The organism is Streptomyces amritsarensis (genome assembly GCF_001953875.1).
Classification (GTDB): Bacteria; Actinomycetota; Actinomycetes; order Streptomycetales; family Streptomycetaceae; genus Streptomyces; species Streptomyces amritsarensis.
In genome coordinates this window covers 1-19,550 of record NZ_MQUR01000121.1, presented here as the reverse complement: position 1 = coordinate 19,550, position 19,550 = coordinate 1, and the positions used below count along the sequence as shown (strand labels likewise).

At 73.8% G+C, this 19,550-nt stretch carries 19 protein-coding genes; 6 read left to right on the top strand and 13 right to left on the bottom strand.

Features of this window, described 5'->3' with window-relative positions; translation table 11 throughout:
* Nucleotides 1-39: 39 nt before the first annotated feature.
* From AVW11_RS32090 to AVW11_RS37565, 7 genes are all read right to left on the bottom strand, one after another.
* Nucleotides 40-1,287 carry a sensor histidine kinase gene (locus AVW11_RS32090; protein ID WP_030841403.1) on the bottom strand — a complete coding sequence of 416 codons (1,248 nt, stop codon included), beginning with the start codon at nt 1,285-1,287 and terminating at the stop codon, nt 40-42.
* Complete coding sequence (locus AVW11_RS32085; protein ID WP_076046784.1) at nt 1,284-3,062, bottom strand: sodium/solute symporter; 1,779 nt, start codon at nt 3,060-3,062, stop codon at nt 1,284-1,286. The genes AVW11_RS32090 and AVW11_RS32085 overlap by 4 nt, the downstream gene beginning before the upstream one ends.
* 98 nt (nt 3,063-3,160) lie before the next feature.
* The gene (locus tag AVW11_RS32080; protein ID WP_030841397.1) at nt 3,161-3,436 is read right to left on the bottom strand and encodes a hypothetical protein; all 276 of its coding nucleotides are present in this window, start codon (nt 3,434-3,436) and stop codon (nt 3,161-3,163) included.
* A 188-nt stretch (nt 3,437-3,624) separates the two neighbouring features.
* On the bottom strand, nt 3,625-4,431 hold the full coding sequence (locus AVW11_RS32075; RefSeq protein ID WP_076046783.1) for a LytR/AlgR family response regulator transcription factor: 807 nt from the start codon (nt 4,429-4,431) through the stop codon (nt 3,625-3,627).
* Nucleotides 4,432-4,555: 124 nt separating this feature from the next.
* The gene (locus AVW11_RS32070) at nt 4,556-5,482 is read right to left on the bottom strand and encodes an SCO0930 family lipoprotein (protein WP_060178583.1); all 927 of its coding nucleotides are present in this window, start codon (nt 5,480-5,482) and stop codon (nt 4,556-4,558) included.
* A 117-nt stretch (nt 5,483-5,599) separates the two neighbouring features.
* Nucleotides 5,600-6,706 carry a GDSL-type esterase/lipase family protein gene (locus AVW11_RS32065; RefSeq protein WP_078857469.1) on the bottom strand — a complete coding sequence of 369 codons (1,107 nt, stop codon included), beginning with the start codon at nt 6,704-6,706 and terminating at the stop codon, nt 5,600-5,602.
* Nucleotides 6,703-6,843: a hypothetical protein gene (locus AVW11_RS37565; protein ID WP_158076177.1), complete on the bottom strand. Its 141-nt coding sequence runs from the start codon at nt 6,841-6,843 to the stop codon at nt 6,703-6,705. Before AVW11_RS37565 ends, AVW11_RS32065 begins: the two co-directional genes overlap by 4 nt.
* Nucleotides 6,844-7,346: 503 nt before the next feature.
* Between AVW11_RS37565 and AVW11_RS32060 the strand changes: the two genes are divergently transcribed.
* Together AVW11_RS32060 and AVW11_RS32055 are read left to right on the top strand one after the other, a co-directional pair.
* On the top strand, nt 7,347-8,837 hold the full coding sequence (locus AVW11_RS32060; RefSeq protein ID WP_076046782.1) for an amino acid permease: 1,491 nt from the start codon (nt 7,347-7,349) through the stop codon (nt 8,835-8,837).
* A gap of 10 nt (nt 8,838-8,847) precedes the next feature.
* Nucleotides 8,848-9,303 carry an Lrp/AsnC family transcriptional regulator gene (locus AVW11_RS32055; RefSeq protein WP_030027017.1) on the top strand — a complete coding sequence of 152 codons (456 nt, stop codon included), beginning with the start codon at nt 8,848-8,850 and terminating at the stop codon, nt 9,301-9,303.
* Nucleotides 9,304-9,504: 201 nt separating this feature from the next.
* Here the strand turns inward: AVW11_RS32055 and AVW11_RS32050 are convergent, their stop codons facing one another.
* The gene (locus AVW11_RS32050) at nt 9,505-9,696 is read right to left on the bottom strand and encodes a DUF1059 domain-containing protein (RefSeq protein WP_030841382.1); all 192 of its coding nucleotides are present in this window, start codon (nt 9,694-9,696) and stop codon (nt 9,505-9,507) included.
* Between the two features lie 245 nt (nt 9,697-9,941).
* Here AVW11_RS32050 and AVW11_RS32045 point away from each other — a divergent pair, with 245 nt between their 5' ends.
* From AVW11_RS32045 to AVW11_RS32035, 3 genes are all read left to right on the top strand, one after another.
* Nucleotides 9,942-10,679, top strand: coding sequence for an SAM-dependent methyltransferase (locus tag AVW11_RS32045; RefSeq protein ID WP_076046781.1), 738 nt, complete (start codon nt 9,942-9,944; stop codon nt 10,677-10,679).
* 160 nt (nt 10,680-10,839) lie between these two features.
* Complete coding sequence (locus tag AVW11_RS32040; RefSeq protein WP_076046780.1) at nt 10,840-11,640, top strand: carbon-nitrogen hydrolase family protein; 801 nt, start codon at nt 10,840-10,842, stop codon at nt 11,638-11,640.
* 75 nt (nt 11,641-11,715) lie between these two features.
* Complete coding sequence (locus AVW11_RS32035; protein WP_060178475.1) at nt 11,716-13,413, top strand: flavin monoamine oxidase family protein; 1,698 nt, start codon at nt 11,716-11,718, stop codon at nt 13,411-13,413.
* A gap of 140 nt (nt 13,414-13,553) precedes the next feature.
* On the opposite strand, the gene AVW11_RS32030 is transcribed toward AVW11_RS32035, so the two are convergent.
* The 4 genes from AVW11_RS32030 to AVW11_RS32015 form a co-directional block, all read right to left on the bottom strand.
* Nucleotides 13,554-14,117 (bottom strand): hypothetical protein, encoded by a 564-nt coding sequence (locus AVW11_RS32030; protein WP_060178474.1) that lies wholly within the window; start codon nt 14,115-14,117, stop codon nt 13,554-13,556.
* A gap of 66 nt (nt 14,118-14,183) precedes the next feature.
* Entirely contained in the window at nt 14,184-14,825 is a 642-nt protein-coding gene (locus AVW11_RS32025) for a DUF5995 family protein (protein ID WP_030841369.1), read from the bottom strand.
* Nucleotides 14,826-14,901: 76 nt separating this feature from the next.
* Nucleotides 14,902-16,299 carry a uracil-xanthine permease family protein gene (locus AVW11_RS32020; RefSeq protein ID WP_030841366.1) on the bottom strand — a complete coding sequence of 466 codons (1,398 nt, stop codon included), beginning with the start codon at nt 16,297-16,299 and terminating at the stop codon, nt 14,902-14,904.
* A gap of 107 nt (nt 16,300-16,406) precedes the next feature.
* Nucleotides 16,407-17,645 (bottom strand): MFS transporter, encoded by a 1,239-nt coding sequence (locus tag AVW11_RS32015; RefSeq protein ID WP_076046779.1) that lies wholly within the window; start codon nt 17,643-17,645, stop codon nt 16,407-16,409.
* A 63-nt stretch (nt 17,646-17,708) separates the two neighbouring features.
* Here AVW11_RS32015 and AVW11_RS32010 point away from each other — a divergent pair, with 63 nt between their 5' ends.
* Nucleotides 17,709-18,851 (top strand): ROK family transcriptional regulator, encoded by a 1,143-nt coding sequence (locus tag AVW11_RS32010; protein ID WP_413081421.1) that lies wholly within the window; start codon nt 17,709-17,711, stop codon nt 18,849-18,851.
* A gap of 32 nt (nt 18,852-18,883) precedes the next feature.
* On the opposite strand, the gene AVW11_RS32005 is transcribed toward AVW11_RS32010, so the two are convergent.
* Nucleotides 18,884-19,321 (bottom strand): DUF6086 family protein, encoded by a 438-nt coding sequence (locus AVW11_RS32005; protein WP_076046778.1) that lies wholly within the window; start codon nt 19,319-19,321, stop codon nt 18,884-18,886.
* Nucleotides 19,322-19,550: the final 229 nt, after the last annotated feature.

The following is a 19,550-nucleotide window of genomic DNA, read 5'->3' as shown; positions in this document are numbered from 1 at the left end:
GCTCCGTCCACCACGGACGGGCCCGGGGGCCGCGGGCGTTCAGGGCCGGGGCGGCGGGACCTGCCCCGACGGCGAACTGTGCACACCCGCACGGTATTTGGGGATCCGGACGGTCACCTTCATGCCGGCGCCGACCCCCGTCTCCATCACCGGGCCGTACGCGTCCCCGTACACCTGCCGGATCCGCTCGTCGACATTGGGCAGCCCCACCCCCGACGAGGAACCCGCGAGCTCCCCGGCCAGGATCCGGCGCAGCAGGGCCGGATCCATCCCCACCCCGTTGTCCTCGACGGTGATCACCGCGTCGGGCCCCGCGTCCTGCGCCGTGATCGTGATCCGGCACTCCTTGGTGGAGTCCTCCAGCCCGTGCTTGACGGCGTTCTCCACCAGCGGCTGCAGACACAGGAACGGCAGAGCCACCGGCAGCACCTCCGGCGCCACCTGCAACGTCACCTTCAACCGGTCACCGAACCGGGCCCCCGCCAGCGCCAGATACTGCTGGATGGAACGCAACTCCTCGGCCAGGGTGGTGAAGTCCCCGTGCCGCCGGAACGAGTACCGCGTGAAGTCCGCGAACTCCAGCAGCAGTTCCCGCGCCCGCTCCGGATCGGTCCGCACGAACGAGGCGATCGCCGCCAGCGAGTTGAAGATGAAATGCGGCGAGATCTGCGCCCGCAGCGCCTTGATCTCCGCCTCCATCAGCCGGGTCCGCGAACGGTCCAGCTCGGACAGCTCCAGCTGCACCGACACCCACCGCGCGACCTCCGTCGCCGCCCGCACCAGCACCGCCGACTCCCGCGACCCGTATGCCACCAGCGCCCCCAGCACCCCGTCCTCGCCGGTCAGCGGGGCGAACACCGCCCACTTCAGCGGACAGTCGGGCCGCTGGCACTCGGTCCGCACGCTCTGGCTGCGCCCCGACTCCAGCATCACCGCCACCCGGGCCATCGCCCGCCGCTGGTGGTGGTCGGCGCCCGGGCCGTCCCACGCCAGCACCGCATCCCGGTCCGTCAGGCACAGCGCCTCCGTCCCCAGCAGCGACCGCAGCCGCCGGGCCGCCTTGCGGGCCGCGTCCTCGGTCAGCCCCGCCCGCAGCGGGGGAGCGGCCAGCGAGGCCGTGTGCAGCGTGTGGAAGGTGGCCCGCTCCACCGGCGTCCCCAGATCCAGGCCCGCCAGGCGCTCCCCGCGGCGCGCGTGCCAGCGTCCCGCCACCCAGCCGGCGCCCAGCAGCAGGGCCGCGCCCGCCACCGCGAGCACGGCGAGCAGGGCCGGCCCGGCCGCGGTCACCGCCGCCCCCCGGCCCGGCTCCCGGCCCGCCCTCCGGCCCGGCTCCCGGCCCGGCCTCCCGCCCGGTCCCCTGCCACGACCTCCGGCAGGTGCAGCCGGGCCAGGGTGGCCGCGGTCCCCGCCGGGATGCGGGACCGGGTGGCCAGCGACACCGCCACCATCGTCAGGAAGCCGAGCGGCACCGACCACGCCGCCGGCCACGCCAGCATCGTGTGCGCCCAGCCCGCCGGAGCCAGCCCGGCCCGCGTCGCCAGCACCGCCCCCAGCGCCGCCCCGCCGCCGGTGACCAGCCCCGCCACCGCACCCGGCGGGGTCAGCCCCCGCCACCAGATGCCCAGCACCAGCAGCGGGCAGAACGACGACGCCGACACGGCGAACGCCAGGCCCACCGCATCCGCCACCGGCACCGCCGTGGCCGCCACGCTCCCGCCGAGCGGCACCAGGATCGCCACCAGCGCCGCCCAGCGGAAACTGCGCGCCCCGCACTTGGGCAGCACGTCCTGGTGCAGCACCCCGGCCACCGCCATGGTCAGCCCCGAGGCCGTCGACAGGAACGCCGCGAAGGCACCCCCGGCCAGCAGCGCCCCCAGCAGCTCGCCCAGTACCCCGCCCAGCATCCGCTCGGGCAGCACCAGCACCGCCGCGTCCGCGTCACCCGTCAGCGCCAGCTCGGGGGCGTAGATCCGGCCCAGGGCCCCGTACACCGGCGGCAGCAGGTAGAACGCGCCGACCAGCCCGAGCACCACCAGGGTGGTCCGCCGCGCCGCCCGCCCGTTGGGGCTCGTGTAGAACCGCACCGCCACGTGCGGCAGCCCCATCGTCCCGAGGAACGTCGCCAGGATCAGCCCGTACGTGGCGTACAGCCGGTACTCCCGCAGCTCCCCGGACGGCGGCTCCGACCACGTGCCCACCCCGGCGCCCGGCTCCGCCCGGGCCGCCGGCACCGGCGTGTCCGGGGCGAACTCCAGCCGCGTGCGGGCCTGTACGGAATGCTCGCCGGCCGCCAGCACCAGCGGCGCCGACACGTGGGTACGCCCGTCCACGTGCCCGGTCACCGTCACCGCGAGCGGCTCCTTCACCGACAGCCGCACGTCCTGCGCGAGCGTCACCGCGGTGGCCTCGCGGAAGACCGCGGGGGCGTCGAAGGTGGCCCGCGGCGCACCGTCCCCGGCCCACGCTCCGATCAGGAAGAACGCCGGGACCAGCAGGGCGGCGAGTTTGAGCCAGTACTGGAAGGCCTGCACGAAGGTGATGCTGCGCATCCCCCCGGCGGCCACCGCCAGGCTCACCACACAGGCCACGACCAGCCCGCCGACCCAGTGCGGGGCCCCGGTGAGGATCTCCAGGGTCAGCCCGGCCCCCTGCAACTGCGGCAGCAAATACAGCCAGCCGACCCCGACCACGAACAGCACCGCGATCCGGCGCACCGCCCGGGACTCCAGCCGCGCCTGCGCGAAGTCGGGCAGCGTGTACGCGCCGGAGCGCCGCAGCGGGGCCGCCACCAGCGCCAGCAGCACCACGTAGCCGGCGGTGTAGCCCACCGGGTACCAGAGCATCCCGGGCCCCTGGAGCAGCACCAGCCCGGCCACCCCGAGGAAGGACGCCGCGGAGAGGTACTCCCCGCTGATGGCCGCCGCGTTCAGCCGCGGCCCCACGGTGCGCGAGGCGACGTAGAAGTCGGAGGTGGTCCGGGATATCCGCAGGCCCAGCGCGCCGAGCAGCAGGGTGACCAGGACGACGACGGCGACCGCGGTCAGCGCGTACGTCTGGTTCACCAGGGCGGTCCTTCGGGCGGGGAGCGGGGTGACCGGAGTCTACGCACGCCCCCGACCGGGGCGACAGGCACGATTCGGACCCCGAAGGGCCGCCACGGTCAGATGGCCGGGTCGCGGTGCTCGGAGCAGTCGCGCAGGGCGATCTCCAGCTCCACGTACGACTCCTCCGCACGCCGGAAGGCCAGCGTCAGCGCGGCCTCCGCGCGCGGTGGGACCTGATCGCGGACGCCCTCGCCGGCCTCGTACAGGATGTCCGCCCAGCGGGCGGCCGCACTGCGCAGCAGGGCGAGCAGGGCCTCGGCCTCGACGGGCCCCGCAGGCCGCCTCCGCGGCAGCCCGCTCAGGGCGTCGACCAGCGCCTGGACCTCGGACATCTCGCTCCTCCCGCGCCGGGAAGATCCACGATACGCAGCTGCGCCGGCTTCGGCGGGCCGTTCACGCCACCGGTGCGGCAGGCGGCTCCCGCGGATCGCCGTACACCCCTCGCGGTGCGGTGAACGGCCGGCCGCGCGCGCCCGGCGGTCACCCGGCGGGGTCCCGCGGCGAGGGGCGCCGACCGGTCTCAACCGGTCGCGTGCCGCATCAGCAGGTCCCGCAGTTCCCGTGAGTGCCTGCGGCTCACCTGGAGTTCCGCCGCTCCGACCCGCACCGTGGTGGTGCCCGAGTCCAGCCGGAGCTCGTCGATCCGGGCCAGCGACACCAGGTGGCGGCGGTGGATCCGGACGAACCCGCGCGCCGCCCACCGCTCCTCCAGCGTGGACAGCGGGATCCGCACCAGATGGCTGCCCTCGTCGGTGTGCAGGCGGGCGTAGTCGCCCTGCGCCTCGACGTAGGCGATGTCGGCGATCGCCACGAAACGGGTGACACCGCCCAGTTCGACCGCGATCTGCTCCGGGCCGCGGTCGGCGACGACGGCCTCCGGAGCCGGCCGGGGCGCCACCGACGGGGCCGGCCGGCCCGCCGGCGCCTCCTCGGCCCGGCCCAGCTGCGCGCAGGCCCGCCGGACGGCCTCGGCGAGCCGCTCCGGGCGCACCGGCTTGAGTACGTAGTCCACGGCCTTCAGGTCGAAGGCCTGTACGGCGAACCCCTCGTGGGCGGTGACGAACACGATCAGCGGCGGCCGCGCGAACCCGGCCAGCAGCCGGGCGATGTCCAGCCCGGTCAGACCGGCCATGTGGATGTCGAGGAAGACCACGTCGATGCCGTCGGGCCCGTCCGGACCGGACTCCAGCGCCCGGGTGACGCGGCGCAGGGCCCCGGTGGCGTCCGAGGCGCCCTCCGCGCTGCGCACGCGGGGGTCCGAGCGCAGCAGGTAGAGGAGTTCCTCCAGGAGCGGCTTCTCGTCGTCGACAGCGAGCACACGCAGCATGCGGCCGAGTCTATGACCTGCCCGGCGCAGTCCGGAGGGCCGCGACGGGCGCGGCCCCTGCCCGGGGGGAGGTGGGACAGGGGCCGCGCGGACCGTGGTGGGGGGTCGGGGGGGACCGGACCGGCTACTGGACGGTGATCAGCTTGCCGTCGGGGGAGACGGCGTACCAGGTGCCGCCCACGCCCTGCCCGTTGGTGTCACCGGGCTTCTTGTCGCCCGAGAAGGTGTAGATGGGCCAGCAGTCGACGGTCTGCTGCTGCTTGCCGTCGGGCCGGTCCATGACCCGGTAGTTCTTCTCCGTGATGCCCTTGGCGTTGGCCTTGTCCACCGGCGGCACGACCGGCCACTTCGCCAGGCAGTCGCCGGTGCAGTTGGAGACCATCGGCCAGGCGGTGTCCTTCTTGAAGCGGTAGACCGTCATGCCCTTGCCGTCGACGATGTGCTCGCCGAGCTTCGGGTCCTTCGCCACGGACAGGCCGGGCGCCGCCTCGCCGGCCCCGGCGGGAGCGGCCGGGGCGGCCTCGGCCGGGGCCGCCTTCGCGGCCTTCTTGCCGTCGGGGGCGAACGCGAACCACACCCCGCCGACGCCCTGCCCGTTGATGTCGCCCGGCTTGGCGTCCTTGTTGAACCGGTACGCGGGCCAGCCCGCCACCGTCAGCTGCTTGCTGCCGTCGGCGCGCACGACCTCGCCGAGCAGCGCCGGGTCCATGCCCGCGGCGGCGGTGACGTCACCGGCCGCGACCACCGGCCAGGTCTTCGCGCAGTCACCCTCGCAGTTGGACTTCGGCGGCTTCGCGGTGTCCTTGTCGAAGCGGTAGAGGGTCAGGCCCGCGCTGTCGGTGAGGACGGAGCCGAGCTGCTCGGTGACGGACGCCGCCAGCTGCCCGCCCGGCTGGTTGCCCGGCCCGGCCGCGGCCGGAGCGGCCTCGGCGGCGGCGCCGGCGGGCTGCGTCGAGTCCGAGGCCTTGTAGTCCGAGGGGCCGCAGGCGCTGGCCGCCAGGACGACGGCTACGGCGGCCGCGGCGAAGGTGGTTGCGCGCTTCATGCCCATGTTGATCTCTCCCACGTCGTGTCTGTCTGTGCCGTCGCCCCCAGCGGCGGCAACTGTGCACAGGACACGCCCCGGTGGACGGGATCTGTTCACCCCGTCCGGTGTGGGCTGTTTCACTCACCCCGTGCCGAACCCGGTGCGCCGCAGGGCCGTGGCCACAGCGAGGCCGAGCACCTGGTGTCCGCAGTCGTTGGGGTGCAGCCCGTCCGCGAGGTGCTCGGGTCCGAGCAGGTCACGGCCCGGGAGGACGGCGAGCCGGTCGTCGCCGGCGGCGATCCGGTCGCGGGCGGCGCGCTCCATCGCGTCGCGCAGCGCGCCCAGGGTGGCGCCGAGCCTGTTCGGGGTGCGCTCCGCGTCGGGCCGCAGCACGGGGGAGACCAGCAGCAGCGGGGTCCGCGGGTGGCCCTGGCGGACCAGTTCGAGGAAGGCGCGCGTGGTCTCGTAGAGCAGCGGCGCCGAGAAGGGCACCCGGGACCAGCAGTTGGTGCCGAAGGCGAGGGTGAGGACGTCCGCCGGCAGGCCCGCGAGCTGTTCGGCGGTGGCCAGTTCGCCGCGCGCGGCGCCCGCGTAGCCGAGGTTGACGGCGTCCCAGCCGAGGGCCCGGCCGGCCACGGCGGGCCAGCCGTGGGCGGGCCGGGTGGACCACCAGCCCTCGGTGATGGAGTCGCCGTGCACCACCCAGCGCGGCGCCGGCGGCGCGGGGGCGAGGGCGCCGCCGATCCCGCGCAGGCCGAGGACGAGGGGCGACTGGTTCTCGGGCGGGTGGACGGTGAAGGGGCCGCTGCCGCCCCCCAGCCCGATGCGTACGACGGCCTCCGCGGCCGGCTCGGTGAACACCTCGTCGACCATCCCGTGGCGGTCCCACAGGGCGAAGCCGTGCGCGAGGTCGCGCAGGGCGTCCGTGGGGCCGGGCACGGTGGCCCGGTAGCGGATCTCGACGGCCGTCGCGGTCTCGGTGGTGAACTCCAGCCGGACCCCGATGGGCAGGGTGGCCCGTTCACCGGTGTCCCACGGCAGCCGCATCGTGTCGGCGGGGTCGGCGCGCACGGGCCGGCCCTTGTCCAGCCAGGCGACCCCGCGCAGGAAGGGCTGCGGATCCTGCCACCCGCCGGGGACCGCGTCCCGCGCCTCGCCCCGCTGCTGCGGCCACGGCGCCCGTTCCCGCCGCCCGGTCCGCTGCTGCCACGGGCCGGGCCGGCCCTCGTCGTGCACCGGTGCGCTCATCCTTCGCCTCCGATCGTCGGACGGGGGAACTCCGCGCCGTTGCGGCCGTCCACCGCGGGTGTCCGCCCCGTCACGTACGGGCACAGCGGCGAGGCCGGGACGTACCGGGCGGCCGCGAGGCCGGCGTGCGCGGCCATGCGGCCGGCGGTGCGTTCGCCGCCTCGCGCCGCCGTCCCTCGGCGCCCGGCGGGGCGGCGGCCCGGGGGTCCGTGTGCTCCCGGTGCCACGCGTTGACCCGTACCCCGCGCGGACCCGGTTCCACCGCCGCCGAGCACACCAATGCCGTCGGGGGCGGCCTGGGCGGCCCCTGATCCGGTGGGCACCCCGCGACAGATCTGACGAGGTGTCAAGAAGGGGGGCCGCGGGAGGCCTGCGCAGCGATCGATCATCCACACGCAACAAACAACTGTCAGTGACCGATCCGCGCAATGATCGTGCGCCAATGTGCAAGGATGGTCCATTACGGGCGGTATCACTCAGCTCGTAGGCTCACTCGCTGTACGTGGAGTGGCGCGGATCGCCTGCTCGGCGGTCCGCCATGCCAGGCCCTTCCCCCGTGGGGCCCTGTCCTGCTCCGGATCGTCGCGGTCGACGCCTCATCCCCGACCTCTGTCGATCCGCAGTGACAAGGAGTCCCCTCGTGCTCGACCACGGCCAGGCGCCGCCGCTCGCTTCCGAGCCCCGCAGGCCCGCCCACCCGCTGCTCCGCCGCAAGCCGGTCGAGCAGTTGGTCGCCGAAGGCGGCCAGGGTGAGGGCGGCGCGCTCAAGCGTTCGCTCACCATGTGGCAGCTGACCATGATCAGCATCGGCGCGACCCTGGGCACCGGCATCTTCGTCGTCCTCGGCGAAGCCACCCCGGTCGCCGGCCCGGCGGTCTTCATCGCCTTCATCGTCGCCGGTCTCACCGCGCTGTTCTCGGCGCTCTCCTACGCCGAGCTCGCGGGCTCCATCCCCGTCTCGGGCTCCTCGTACTCCTACGCCTACGCCACCATGGGCGAGCTCATAGCCTGGGTCTGCGGCTGGTGCCTGGTGCTGGAGTACGGCGTCTCCGTCGCGGCCGTCGCCGTCGGCTGGGGCCAGTACCTCAACGAGCTGCTCGACGGCACGCTCGGCCTCACGATCCCCGAGGGCTTCTCCGCCCCGCTGGGCGAGGGCGGCTACATCAACCTCCCCGCCCTCGTCGTGGTGCTCCTGTGCATGGTCTTCCTGCTCCGCGGAGCCAAGGAGAGCGCCCGGATCAACACGATCATGGTCGCGGTCAAGATCGTGACGCTGGCCCTGTTCATCGTCATCGGCTTCATGGGCATCAAGGCCGGCAACTACACCCCGCTGGCCCCGCTCGGCGTCACCGCCATCAGCACCGCCGCCTCCATGCTCTTCTTCTCGTACATCGGCTTCGACGCGGCCTCCACCGCCGGTGAGGAAGCCAAGAACCCGAAGAAGGACCTGCCGCGCGCGATCATGCTCTCGCTGCTGATCGTCACCGCGATCTACTGCCTCGTCGCCCTGGTCGCCGTCGGCGCCATGCCGTGGCAGGAGTTCGAGGGCAGCGAGGCCGCCCTGGCCCAGATCATGGAGAACGTCACCGGCCACTCCTTCTGGAGCGTCATCCTGGCCGCCGGCGCGGTCGTCGCCATCGCCAGCGTCGTCTTCGCCGTGCTCTACGGCCAGACCCGCATCCTCTTCGCCATGTCCCGCGACGGCCTGATGCCCAAGGCCTTCGCCAAGGTCGACGAGAAGACCGGCACCCCGAAGACCAACACGATCATCGTCTGCCTCTTCTGCGGACTGCTCGCCGCGTTCATCCCCCTGGGTGAACTGGCCAACGCCACCAGCATCGGCACGCTCTTCGCCTTCGGCCTGGTCAACGTGGCCGTCGTCATCCTGCGCCACAAGCGCCCCGAGATGAACCGCACCTTCAAGGTCGCCCTCTTCCCCGTCACCCCGATCCTGGGCTTCCTCTTCTGCGCTTACCTCATGATCGAGCTGCCGTTGGCCACGTGGCTGTGCTTCGGTGGCTGGATGGCGGTCGGGCTCGTGATCTACTTCTTCTACGGCATGCGCCGCTCCAGCCTGGCCACTGTGGCCACCGTGGCCGCCCCGGCCGCGGAGGTCGCTGAACAGAAGTGATTCACCCCCCGTGCGACTGAACGATCTCGACGAACGCATCGTGCACGCCCTCGCCGAGGACGCCCGCCGCTCCTACGCGGACATCGGCTCCGAGGTCGGGCTCTCCGCCCCCGCCGTGAAGCGGCGTGTGGACCGGCTGCGCGCCGAAGGCGCCATCACCGGATTCACCGTCCGCGTCGACCCGGCCGCCATGGGCTGGGAGACCGAGGGCTTCATCGAGATCTACTGCCGCCACAACACCTCGCCGGACGACATCCGGCGAGGACTGGAGAGATACCCCGAGGTGGTGTCCGCGTCGACCGTCACCGGCGACGCGGACGCCCTCGTCCAGATCTTCGCCTCCGACATGCGCCACTTCGAGCGGGTCCTGGAACGCATCGCGGGCGAGCCCTTCGTCGAACGCACGAAGTCCGTCCTCGTCCTCTCCCCGCTCCTGCGCCGCTTCACCTCGGGCGCCCCGGCCTAGTGCTGTGACCGGCAGGGTTCACCGGGTCGCGACGCCCGGCACGGCACCTCGCCGCGTTGTCGGACCGCGCGAGTACGTCCAGTACGAGCCGCGGCCCTCCGCCTTGCGATGCACCGCACCGGACGCCGCGCCCCGGCAAACCCTTCCGGCCACAGCGCCAGACCGGCCGCGCGGCTCCCTCCGCTGCCCGGCCCCGCGGGTTCACGCGTGCTGCGGCGCCTCGTCCTTCAACATGCCGCGCAGCGAGCTGCGCAGCTCCGGGGTGTCCTCGTGGCCGTGAACGGCCGCGGCGTGCTGGGCCGCCGCCGCGACGACCTCTTCCTCCTCGCCCGAGATCGCGAGGGTGCAGTTCATCTCGCTGGGGTATTCCCTGCAGTCCATGACCTTGCGCATGACGAGCCTCCCGGCACGGGTGTCCGCCGGCGCCGAGCCGGCGCCGCACGGTGCACCTCCCACGATCCTCTTCGCGGCCCCACGGCGAAACCCGGACAGACGCCCCCCGGCCCGCACGCGGCCCCCGCCCCGGCCCGGACGCGGCCCCCGCCCGCCCCGCGGCCCCACGGGCGCCCCCGCCGCAGCCCCGCGGCACGTCCGGAAAACCGGCTGCCCGCAGCACCCCCGACCGGCACAGTGTCCGGGTGAACCGAGAGACGATCTCCCACCTGGCCCACACCCACCACCCCGTCGCCGCCCCGCTCGGCGACGCCGCCGTGGCCCGGCTCCTGGACCGTGCGCTGCCCCGCGGCACCGAACGCGTCCTCGACCTCGGCTGCGGCCCCGGCGAATGGCTCCTGCGGGCCCTGCGCGACCGCCCCCGCGTGCACGGCGTCGGCGTCGACGTCTCCCGCACCGCGCTCGACCGGGCCGCGGCCGCCGCCCAGGCACTCGGCGTCGCCGACCGGCTGTCCCTGCACCTGCGGCCGGCCGCCGACCACGCCGACCCGCACCCCTACGACCTCGTCCTCAGCATCGGTGCCGCCCACGCCCTCGGCGGGCTCCTGCCCACCCTCGAAGCGGCCCGCGCCCACCTCGCCCCCGGCGGCCGCGTCCTCGTGGGAGACGGCTACTGGGAGCACCCGCCCACCCCCGCGGACCTCCAGGACTTCGGGCCCCTCGCCGATCTGCCCACCCTCGTCGACCAGGTCACAGCGGCCGGCTGGACCCCGGTGTACGGTCACCTCAGCACCCGCGAGGAACTCGACGACTACGAGTGGTCCTGGACCGGATCGCTGGCCGCCTGGGCCCTCGACCACCCCGACCACCCCGGCAGCGCCGAAGCCCTCGACGCAGCGAACGGCCACCGCACCGAATGGCTCCGCGGATACCGTGCCACCTGGGGTTTCGCCACCCTCCTGCTGCGCCGGACCGCCGACTGACCGGCCTGGCCGGGCCCGCCGCGCAACGAATCGCCGCCAGGGCCCCGCAACGCGCAACGAATCGCACACCAGCGCGCAACATCGGCGCCTTGTTGCGCCGGGAGGCCGAAACGTACCGTTCATAGGACCGCACCGACCCTCCTGCCCCAGAGGTACGCCCATGCCCCCGCTGCGCACCGCCCTCCTCCAGAGCTCCGGCTTCCTCGGCGACGTCGCCGAGAACCTCAAGGCTCTCGACGAGGCCGCCGAGCGCGCCGCACAGGCGGGGGCCGGGCTGCTGGTCACCTCGGAGATGTTCCTGACCGGCTACGCGCTCGACCTCGACGCCGTCCCCGGCCTCGCCGAGGCGAGCGACGGCGACTCCGCCCGCACCATCGGCGAGATCGCCCGCCGCCACGGCCTCGCGGTCCTCTACGGCTACCCCGAGCGCGACGGCGACACGGTCTACAACTCCGCCCAGCTCATCGGCCCCGACGGCGCGTCCCTGGCGAACTACCGCAAGACCCACCTCTTCGGCTGCTTCGAGCAGGACGCCTTCACCCCCGGCGACACCCCCGTCGTCCAGGCCGACCTCGGCGGCATCCGCATCGGCATCATGATCTGCTACGACGTGGAGTTCCCCGAGAACGTCCGCGCCCACGCGCTCGTCGGCACCGACCTCCTCCTCGTGCCGACCGCCCAGATGCACCCCTTCCAGTTCGTCGCCGAGCACCTCGTCCCCGTCCGGGCCTTCGAGAACCAGATGTACGTCGCGTACGTCAACCGCACCGGACCCGAGGGCGAGTTCGAGTTCGTCGGCCTCAGCTGCCTGGCGAGCCCCGACGGCACCACCCGCACCCGCGCCGGCCGCGGCGAGGAAATGGTGTTCGGCGAGGTCGACCCCGAGCTGCTCGGCGTCTCGCGCGAGAACAACCCGTACCTGCGCGACCGCCGGCCCGGGCTCTACGCCTCGCTCGTCTGACCCGCACCAGCCCCCCGCCCCACCCCGCCCCCACCGCTCCACCCCCCGAGCCCTGCCCGCAAGGAGTCGTACCCCATGACGTCCACGGTGCCCACCACCGCCGTCCCGCACAGCGACGGACAGCCGCCGATCACCATGTTCGGTCCGGACTTCCCGTACGCCTACGACGACTTCCTCGCCCACCCGGCGGGCCTCGGCCAGATACCCGCGACCGAGTTCGGCACGGAGGTCGCCGTCATCGGCGGCGGACTCTCCGGCATCATCTCGGCCTACGAGCTCATGAAGATGGGCCTCAAGCCCGTCGTCTACGAGGCCGACCAGATCGGCGGCCGCCTGCGCACCGTCGGCTTCGAGGGCGCCGAGACCGAGGGCCTCACCGCCGAGATGGGCGCCATGCGCTTCCCGCCCTCCTCCACGGCCCTGCAGCACTACATCGACCTCGTCGGCCTGGTCACCGAGCCCTTCCCGAACCCGCTCGCCGAGGCCACCCCCTCCACGGTCGTCGACCTCAAGGGCGAGACCCACTACGCGGAGACCATCGCGGACCTCCCGCAGATCTACCGCGACGTCGCCGAGGCCTGGAACGCCTGCCTCGACGAGGGCGCCGACTTCTCCGACATGAACACCGCGATGCGCGAGCGGGACGTCCCGCGCATCCGCGAGATCTGGGCCAAGCTCGTCGAGAAGCTCGACGACGAGACCTTCTACGGCTTCCTGTGCAAGTCGGAGGCCTTCAAGTCCTTCCGCAAGCGCGAGATCTTCGGCCAGGTCGGCTTCGGCACCGGCGGCTGGGACACCGACTTCCCGAACTCGATCCTCGAGATCCTGCGCGTCGTCTACACCGAGGCCGACGACCACCACCGCGGCATCGTCGGCGGCTCGCAGCAGCTGCCGCTGCGCCTGTGGGAGCGCGAGCCCGAGAAGATCGTCCACTGGGCCCAGGGCACCTCCCTGTCCTCCCTCCACGGCGGCACCCCGCGTCCGGCCGTGACCCGCCTGCACCGCACCGCCGGCAACCGCATCACCGTCACCGACGCCTCCGGCGACATCCGCACCTACCGCGCCGCGATCTTCACGGCCCAGTCCTGGATGCTGCTGTCGAAGATCGAGTGCGACGACACGCTGTTCCCGATCGACCACTGGACGGCGATCGAGCGCACCCACTACATGGAGTCGTCCAAGCTGTTCGTCCCCGTCGACCGGCCGTTCTGGCTGGACAAGGACGAGGAGACCGGCCGCGACGTCATGTCGATGACGCTGACCGACCGCATGACCCGCGGCACCTACCTCCTGGACAACGGCCCCGACAAGCCGGCCGTCATCTGCCTGTCGTACACCTGGTGCGACGACAGCCTCAAGTGGCTGCCGCTGTCCGCGAACGAGCGGATGGAGGTCATGCTGAAGTCCCTCGGCGAGATCTACCCCAAGGTCGACATCCGCCGCCACATCATCGGCAACCCGGTCACCGTCTCCTGGGAGGACGAGCCCTACTTCATGGGCGCGTTCAAGGCCAACCTCCCCGGCCACTACCGCTACCAGCGCCGCCTGTACACCCACTTCATGCAGGACCGCCTCCCCGAGGACAAGCGCGGCATCTTCCTCGCGGGCGACGACATCTCCTGGACGGCCGGCTGGGCCGAGGGCGCGGTCCAGACCGCCCTGAACGCCGTCTGGGGCGTCATGCACCACCTCGGCGGGTCCACGGACTCCACCAACCCGGGCCCGGGCGACGTCTACGACGAGATCGCCCCGGTCGAACTCCCGGAGGACTGATCCTCCCGGCCCCCCCGGGCCCCTGATCACGGGCCGCCGCCCCGCGCCGTCAGCACGCGGGCCGGCGGCCCGTTCTCACACCCGCGTCCCCGCGCCTCGTTCTCCTGGCCGCGTCCCCGCGCCGCGGGCGCCGGGGGCGCTCAGCACTGCCACAGCAGCGCGGCACGGCCGCAGCCGCCGCACACGTGGGCGTACGCCTTGCCGGACCCGAAGTTCATGGCCGTGACCGGGTCCGGCCCCTCCTCCAGGCCCGCCGCGAACCCCATCGGCCGGGCGCACGCGGGGCAGTCGGGGGTCTCGTCGTACTGCAGCCAGTCCGGCTCGCCGCCGAGCGAGCCCAGCACCGCCCGCCCGTCCGCCGCGGCCCCCGCGGGCACGGCGGCCCGTACGGCGCCCAGCCCCAGCACCTCCGGATCCGCACCGCGCGGCACCGGTACGGGCGCCAGCCCCTCGGCGGGCAGCAGCAGGGCCAGGTTCCCGCCCGCGGAGGGACTCCACTGCTCGCACTCGCCGGGCCGGTGCGCGCACATGAACAGGGCCAGCACACCCGTGTCGAGCACGATCTGGGCGAGGAACCGCAGCGGGCCCGCGCATGCGCGGCACACGGGCCAGACCATCCCGGCGGGGCCCAGCGGCACCCCGCCGGTCCGGCTGACCGGGGCGTCCTGGGCGACCGGCCCGCCGTCGAGGAGAAGTGTCGTCATGGCCGGAATCTATCGACCGGCCCTGACAGCGGCCCGGGCCGGGCCCTACGGCGCCCGGGCGCCGTGTCAGCCCCGCGGGGTCAGCAGGCAGCGGCCGACCAGGCCTACGCCCGCGTCCAGGGAGTCCGCGAACTCCTCGGCCAGGTCCGGCGCCCGGCGCAGCGTCCACAGCAGCCGGGCCGCCGACCAGGCCCCCGCGCGGGCCCGCTCCAGGCTCCACGAGCCGACCAGGTGGGTCAGCGGGTCGGCGATCTCCAGCAGGTCCGGACCCGGCATCAGGTCCTCGCGGATGTGCTCCTCCAAGGAGACCAGCGTGTCGCCGACCCGGTCGAAGTCCGCCTCCAGAGCGCGCGGTTCGCAGCCCAGCTCACCGCACGTGGCCACCACCGCGAGCGCCAGGTCGTGGCCGATGTGCGCGTTGATCCCGGCCAGCGCGTGCTGGAGCGGCCGGATCCCGGGGTGGCGGCGGTACTGCAGCAGCGGACGCCAGCAGGCCGGCGCCCGGTCCGCCTCCACCGCCGTCAGGTACCGCTCCGCGAAGCGCACGCTGAGCGTCGCCGCCCGCCGCGGCGCCGGGAAGCCCCCGTGCTCGATCCGATGGTGCAGGGTCTCCGTCACCGTCAGGTAGACCCGGTTGAAGACGGCGACGCCGTCCTGCGGCGGGAGCCGCTCCTCCAGGGCGCGCATCCGCGCCAGCACCGCTTCCATGGGAGGCAGGGTCGCAGGCGCCGGCGCGGATCCGGGGAACTTGGCCGGACGCTTCCCCGGTTCGGGCGAAACCCCGTCAACGCCGCTTGTCCTCCGCCTCCCCGTCGTCGTCGTAGGCGGACGTGCCGGCGTCGAGCAGGGGCTCCTGCGGCTTCAGGTGCGCGGGGGCGAGGCACCGCAGCGCGTGGTAGCCGCCGATCACCACGATCGTGCCGAGCGCGATGCCGCCCAGCTCGAAGCTGTCGGTGATCTGCAGCTTCACCCCGCCGACACCGATGATGATGCCCGCCGCGGCCGGCACCAGGTTCAGCGGATTGCGCAGGTCCACCCGCCCGTTGACCCAGATCTGGGCGCCGAGCAGGCCGATCATGCCGTACAGGATGACGGTGATGCCGCCGAGGACGCCGCCCGGGATCGCCGCGACGACCGCCCCGAACTTCGGGCACAGGCCGAAGAGCAGCGCGAAGCCCGCCGCCGCCCAGTAGGCCGCCGTGGAGTAGACCCGGGTGGCCGCCATGACGCCGATGTTCTCGGAGTACGTGGTGTTGGGCGGGCCGCCGACCGCCGTGGACAGCATCGACGCCGCGCCGTCCGCCGCGATGGCCGTGCCCAGCTTGTCGTCGAGGGGATCGCCGGTCATCTCGCCCACGGCCTTGATGTGCCCCGCGTTCTCGGCGATCAGCGCGATCACCACGGGCAGGGCGATCAGGATCGCCGACCACTCGAAGGACGGCCCGTGGAAGGACGGCAGACCGATCCAGTCGGCCTTCGCGACCGCGGAGAGGTCCAGACGCCAGTGGTCCACGGCCGCCTCCCCGCCCACCGTCGAGTGGATCTTGCCGAAGAGCAGGTCGAAGAGCCAGGAGATCGCGTACCCGAAGACCAGCCCCAGGAAGATCGCGATGCGCGACCAGAAGCCGCGCAGGCACACCACGGCGAACCCGGTGAACAGCATGGTCAGCAACGCCGTCCACTGGTCCTGCGGCCAGTACGTCGACGCCGTCACCGGCGCCAGGTTGAAGCCGATCAGCATCACCACCGCGCCCGTCACGATCGGCGGCATCGCCGTGTGGATGACGCGCGCGCCGAAGCGCCGTACCGCGAGACCGGCGAGGAACAGCGCGACGCCGACGACGAACACGGCGCCCGTGACGACCGCGCTGTCCCCGCCCGACGCCCGGATGGCCGCCGCCACGCCGACGAAGGACAGCGAGCAGCCCAGGTACGAGGGCACCCGGCCGCGCGTCGCGAGCAGGAAGATCACCGTCGCGATGCCGGACATCATGATGGCCAGGTTCGGATCCAGGCCCATCAGGACCGGCGCGACGAAACTCGCGCCGAACATCGCCACGACGTGCTGGGCGCCCAGCCCGGCGGTCCGCGGCCACGACAGCCGCTCCTCCGGCCGGACCACCGCGCCGGGGGCGGGAGTCCGCCCGTCTCCGTGCAGGGTCCAGCCCACGCCGAGGCCCATGTTCCACTCCTCTGTGCCGGTCTTCCCGGTCATCCGGACGAGCGCGGCCGAAGCCGCGCACACATCGAAGCCGCAGTGCACGGAGTGCCGCTGCGGCCACCGACATATTAAGGCCGTATATCGGCAGGTTCATCCCGCTCAGCCGGACCGGCCTTCCCGGCGGACCCGCCCCCGGACCGCCCCACCGGCGGCTTCGGGCGCAGCACCGCGGCACCCACCACCAGCGCGAACGCCAGCACGGTCACCAGAGCGAACGACACCACCAGCGAGGTCGCGTCCGCCACCGCGCCGATCGCCGACGGCGCGATCAGCCCCGAGGTGTACGTGATCGTCGCGACACCCGCGATCGCCTGCGCCGGAGCCGGCCCGCTGCGCCCCGCCGCGGCGAAGGCCAGCGGGACCACCACCGCGATCCCGAGCCCGATCAGCCCGAACCCGGCCAGGGCCCCGGCAGGATGCCGGACCCCGATGACGAGCAGGCCGCCGAGGGTGGCCAGCACCCCGCCCGCGCGCACCGTGCGCACCGGCCCGAAGCGGTCCACCACCCGGTCGCCGACGAGCCTGGCCACCGCCATGGTCAGCGCGAAGGCGGTGGTCGAGGCGGCCGCGAGACCCGCGTCCGTGTGCAGGACGTCCCGCAGGTAGACCGCCGACCAGTCCAGGCTCGCGCCCTCGGCGAACACCGCGCAGAAGCCGATCGCGCCGATCAGCAGCGCGGACCTCGGCGGCAGCGCGAAGTGCGGGGGTGCCTGCGCGTCCCCGTCGCTGCGCAGGTCCAGCACACCCTGTACGGCGACCAGCCCGCCCGCGGTCAGGACGAGCGCGGCGACCAGGTGGTGCAGCCGGGCGTCCGTCCCGGCGTGCGCGGCGACCGTACCGGCCGCGGACCCGAGCAGCGCGCCCACGCTCCACATGCCGTGCAGGGAGGACATGATCGAGCGACCCAGCCGGTTCTCGGTCTCCACGCCCAGCGCGTTCATCGCCACGTCCGACATGCCGGCGGTGGCCCCGTAGAAGAGGAGCGCCAGACACAGCAGGGGCAGGCTCGGGGCGAGGGCCGGCAGGATCAGCGAGAGGGTCCACAGCACCAGCAGCCCCCGCAGCGCGGCCCGCGCGCCGAAGCGGTGGTTGATCCGCCCGGCCAGCGGCATCGCGAGCGCGGCGCCCACGGCGGGGAAGGCGAGCGCCAGCCCCAGCGTGCCCGCGCTGAGCTGGGCATGCTCCTGGATCCACGGGATCCGGGTGGCGAAGGAGCCGGTGACGGCGCCGTGCACGCAGAACACGGCGGCGATGGCATGGCGGGCACGGCGCAGGCGTGCCGGGCTGAGGTCGGTGTCCCCGGTCATGACGCATAAACTATCAGGGACCCTGCCTGATAGATAACGGCTGCGACTCCTAGGATGGGCGCCGTGACTCCAGCCCACGCCCCGGTACCGTCCCCCGCCTCACCCAGCACGGCCCGTGCCATCAACGACCGCCTCGCCCTGCAACTCCTCCAGGACGCCGGGCCGCTGACGGCAACCCAGCTCAAGACCATGACCGGCCTCTCCCGCCCCTCCGTCGCCGACCTCGTCGACCGGCTCACCGAGGCGGGCCTCATCGAGGTCGTCGGCGAATCCGGCGCACAGCGACGCGGCCCCAACGCCAAGCTCTACGGAATCGTCGCCGGCCGCGCCCACCTCGCCGCCCTCGACGTCCGCACCGACCGGGTCACCGCCGTCGTCACCGACCTGCTCGGCCACCCCCTGGCCGAAGCCGCCCTGCCCGTCGGCGCACCCGAGGACGCGGTCGCGGCCCTGCTGCGCACCGCCCACGAGGCCGGCGCCGCCGCACTGCACACCGTCGTCGTGGGCGCCCCGGGCCTGGTCGCCCCCGCCACCGGCGAACTCCGCGACACCATCGGCCTCCCGGCCTGGCACCGGGACCTGGTCGCGGCCCTCCAGCGGACCCTGCCCGCCGTCGTGGCCGTCGAGAACGAGACCAACCTGGCCGCCCTCGCCGAGCAGCGCCTCGGCGTCGCCCGCGACCTGGACTCCTTCGTCCTGCTGTGGCTCGGCGCCGGCGTGGGCGCGGCCGTCGTCCTGGACGGCCGGCTGCGCCGGGGCGCCTCCGGCGGGGCGGGCGAGATCGGCTTCCTCCCCGTCCCCGGCACCGGCGGGCTGCCCTCGGCCGTCGACTGCGCGGGCGGCTTCCACGCCCTGGCCGGCCGGGACGCCGTGACCGCGCTGGCCCGCGAACACGGCTATGCCGGCGCGGTGGAACAGGCCGTCGCGGGAGCCGCCGGCGAACCCTTCCTCGAAGCCCTCGCCGAACGCCTCGCCCTGGGCGCGGCGGCCGCCGCCGCCCTCCTCGACCCGGGCTGCGTGGTCCTGGCCGGAGAACTCGGCCGCGCGGGCGGCCCCGCCCTGGCCGCCCGCGTCTCCCACCGCCTGGCCGAACTCACCCCGGTCCCGACGGAGATCCGCGCCACGACCCTGGGCGACCCGGCAGTCTTGGCGGGCGCCCGCCTGGCAGCCCGAGAGGCGGCCCAGCGGGTGCTGTTCGGCGCATGAGGGCACGCATCCCCGGCTGCTGACGTGACCGGTCAACGGGGCATGCGCCGCCCCAGCTCCCGGGCCTTCTCACGCAGTCCCGCCCCCCAGGCTCCGCCGCCCTCAGCGACCGGCCACCTTGTGTCCGCGGAAACCTGCACGTCCTCGAAGGCTGCCGGAAGGGTCCCGAGCCGCGCCCAGTCCAGCCTGATGCCGGCGCGCTCTGCGAGCACCAGCATCGTCGCGGTGAAGCCTTCGGAAAGCGCGAGGATGACGGCGTGGCCCGCTTTCCGGTGCTGCGCCAACAGGGCATGGACGAACGCATCGAGTGCGACTGGGTCGATCTGGCACTCGTCGTTCTCCATCGGCCCGATACCGGAGGGGAGCCCGAGCTCCGCCTCGAAGACCGGCACGTGGCGCCGGAACAGCCGCGAGGCGCCGCTGGAAGGGTTCCACAGGGTTTCGTCGCCCAGGTCGAAGTATTGACTCACCACGGCACCTCTCTCAACTGATCATGACGTGGCAGCGTATCGAGCGGGCCGTTGCGGGCCCCCGGAACAGGCGAACCGGGGTGGTACGCGAAGCGGGGGGTACGCGGAGCGGGGGGCAGGTGGGGCGGGAGTTGGTGGGACGGGAGTTGGTGGGACGGGAGTTGGTGGGACGGGAGTGGGTGGGGTGGGGGTGGAGGCGCGGGCCTGGGTGGGGGCGGGCTCCGGTGGG

Excerpts from the sequence above, each read along its gene's own strand:
- AVW11_RS32080 (WP_030841397.1), bottom strand. The coding sequence starts at position 3,436 with ATGTCCGAGGTCCAGGCGCTGGTCGACGCCCTGAGCGGGCTGCCGCGG.
- AVW11_RS32075 (WP_076046783.1), bottom strand. The coding sequence starts at position 4,431 with ATGCTGCGTGTGCTCGCTGTCGACGACGAGAAGCCGCTCCTGGAGGAA.
- AVW11_RS32070 (WP_060178583.1), bottom strand. The coding sequence starts at position 5,482 with ATGGGCATGAAGCGCGCAACCACCTTCGCCGCGGCCGCCGTAGCCGTC.
- AVW11_RS32065 (WP_078857469.1), bottom strand. The coding sequence starts at position 6,706 with ATGAGCGCACCGGTGCACGACGAGGGCCGGCCCGGCCCGTGGCAGCAG.
- AVW11_RS37565 (WP_158076177.1), bottom strand. The coding sequence starts at position 6,843 with ATGGCCGCGCACGCCGGCCTCGCGGCCGCCCGGTACGTCCCGGCCTCG.
- AVW11_RS32050 (WP_030841382.1), bottom strand. The coding sequence starts at position 9,696 with ATGCGCAAGGTCATGGACTGCAGGGAATACCCCAGCGAGATGAACTGC.
- AVW11_RS32040 (WP_076046780.1), top strand. The coding sequence starts at position 10,840 with ATGCCCCCGCTGCGCACCGCCCTCCTCCAGAGCTCCGGCTTCCTCGGC.
- AVW11_RS32035 (WP_060178475.1), top strand. The coding sequence starts at position 11,716 with ATGACGTCCACGGTGCCCACCACCGCCGTCCCGCACAGCGACGGACAG.
- AVW11_RS32030 (WP_060178474.1), bottom strand. The coding sequence starts at position 14,117 with ATGACGACACTTCTCCTCGACGGCGGGCCGGTCGCCCAGGACGCCCCG.
- AVW11_RS32025 (WP_030841369.1), bottom strand. The coding sequence starts at position 14,825 with ATGGAAGCGGTGCTGGCGCGGATGCGCGCCCTGGAGGAGCGGCTCCCG.
- AVW11_RS32020 (WP_030841366.1), bottom strand. The coding sequence starts at position 16,299 with ATGGGCCTCGGCGTGGGCTGGACCCTGCACGGAGACGGGCGGACTCCC.
- AVW11_RS32015 (WP_076046779.1), bottom strand. The coding sequence starts at position 17,645 with ATGACCGGGGACACCGACCTCAGCCCGGCACGCCTGCGCCGTGCCCGC.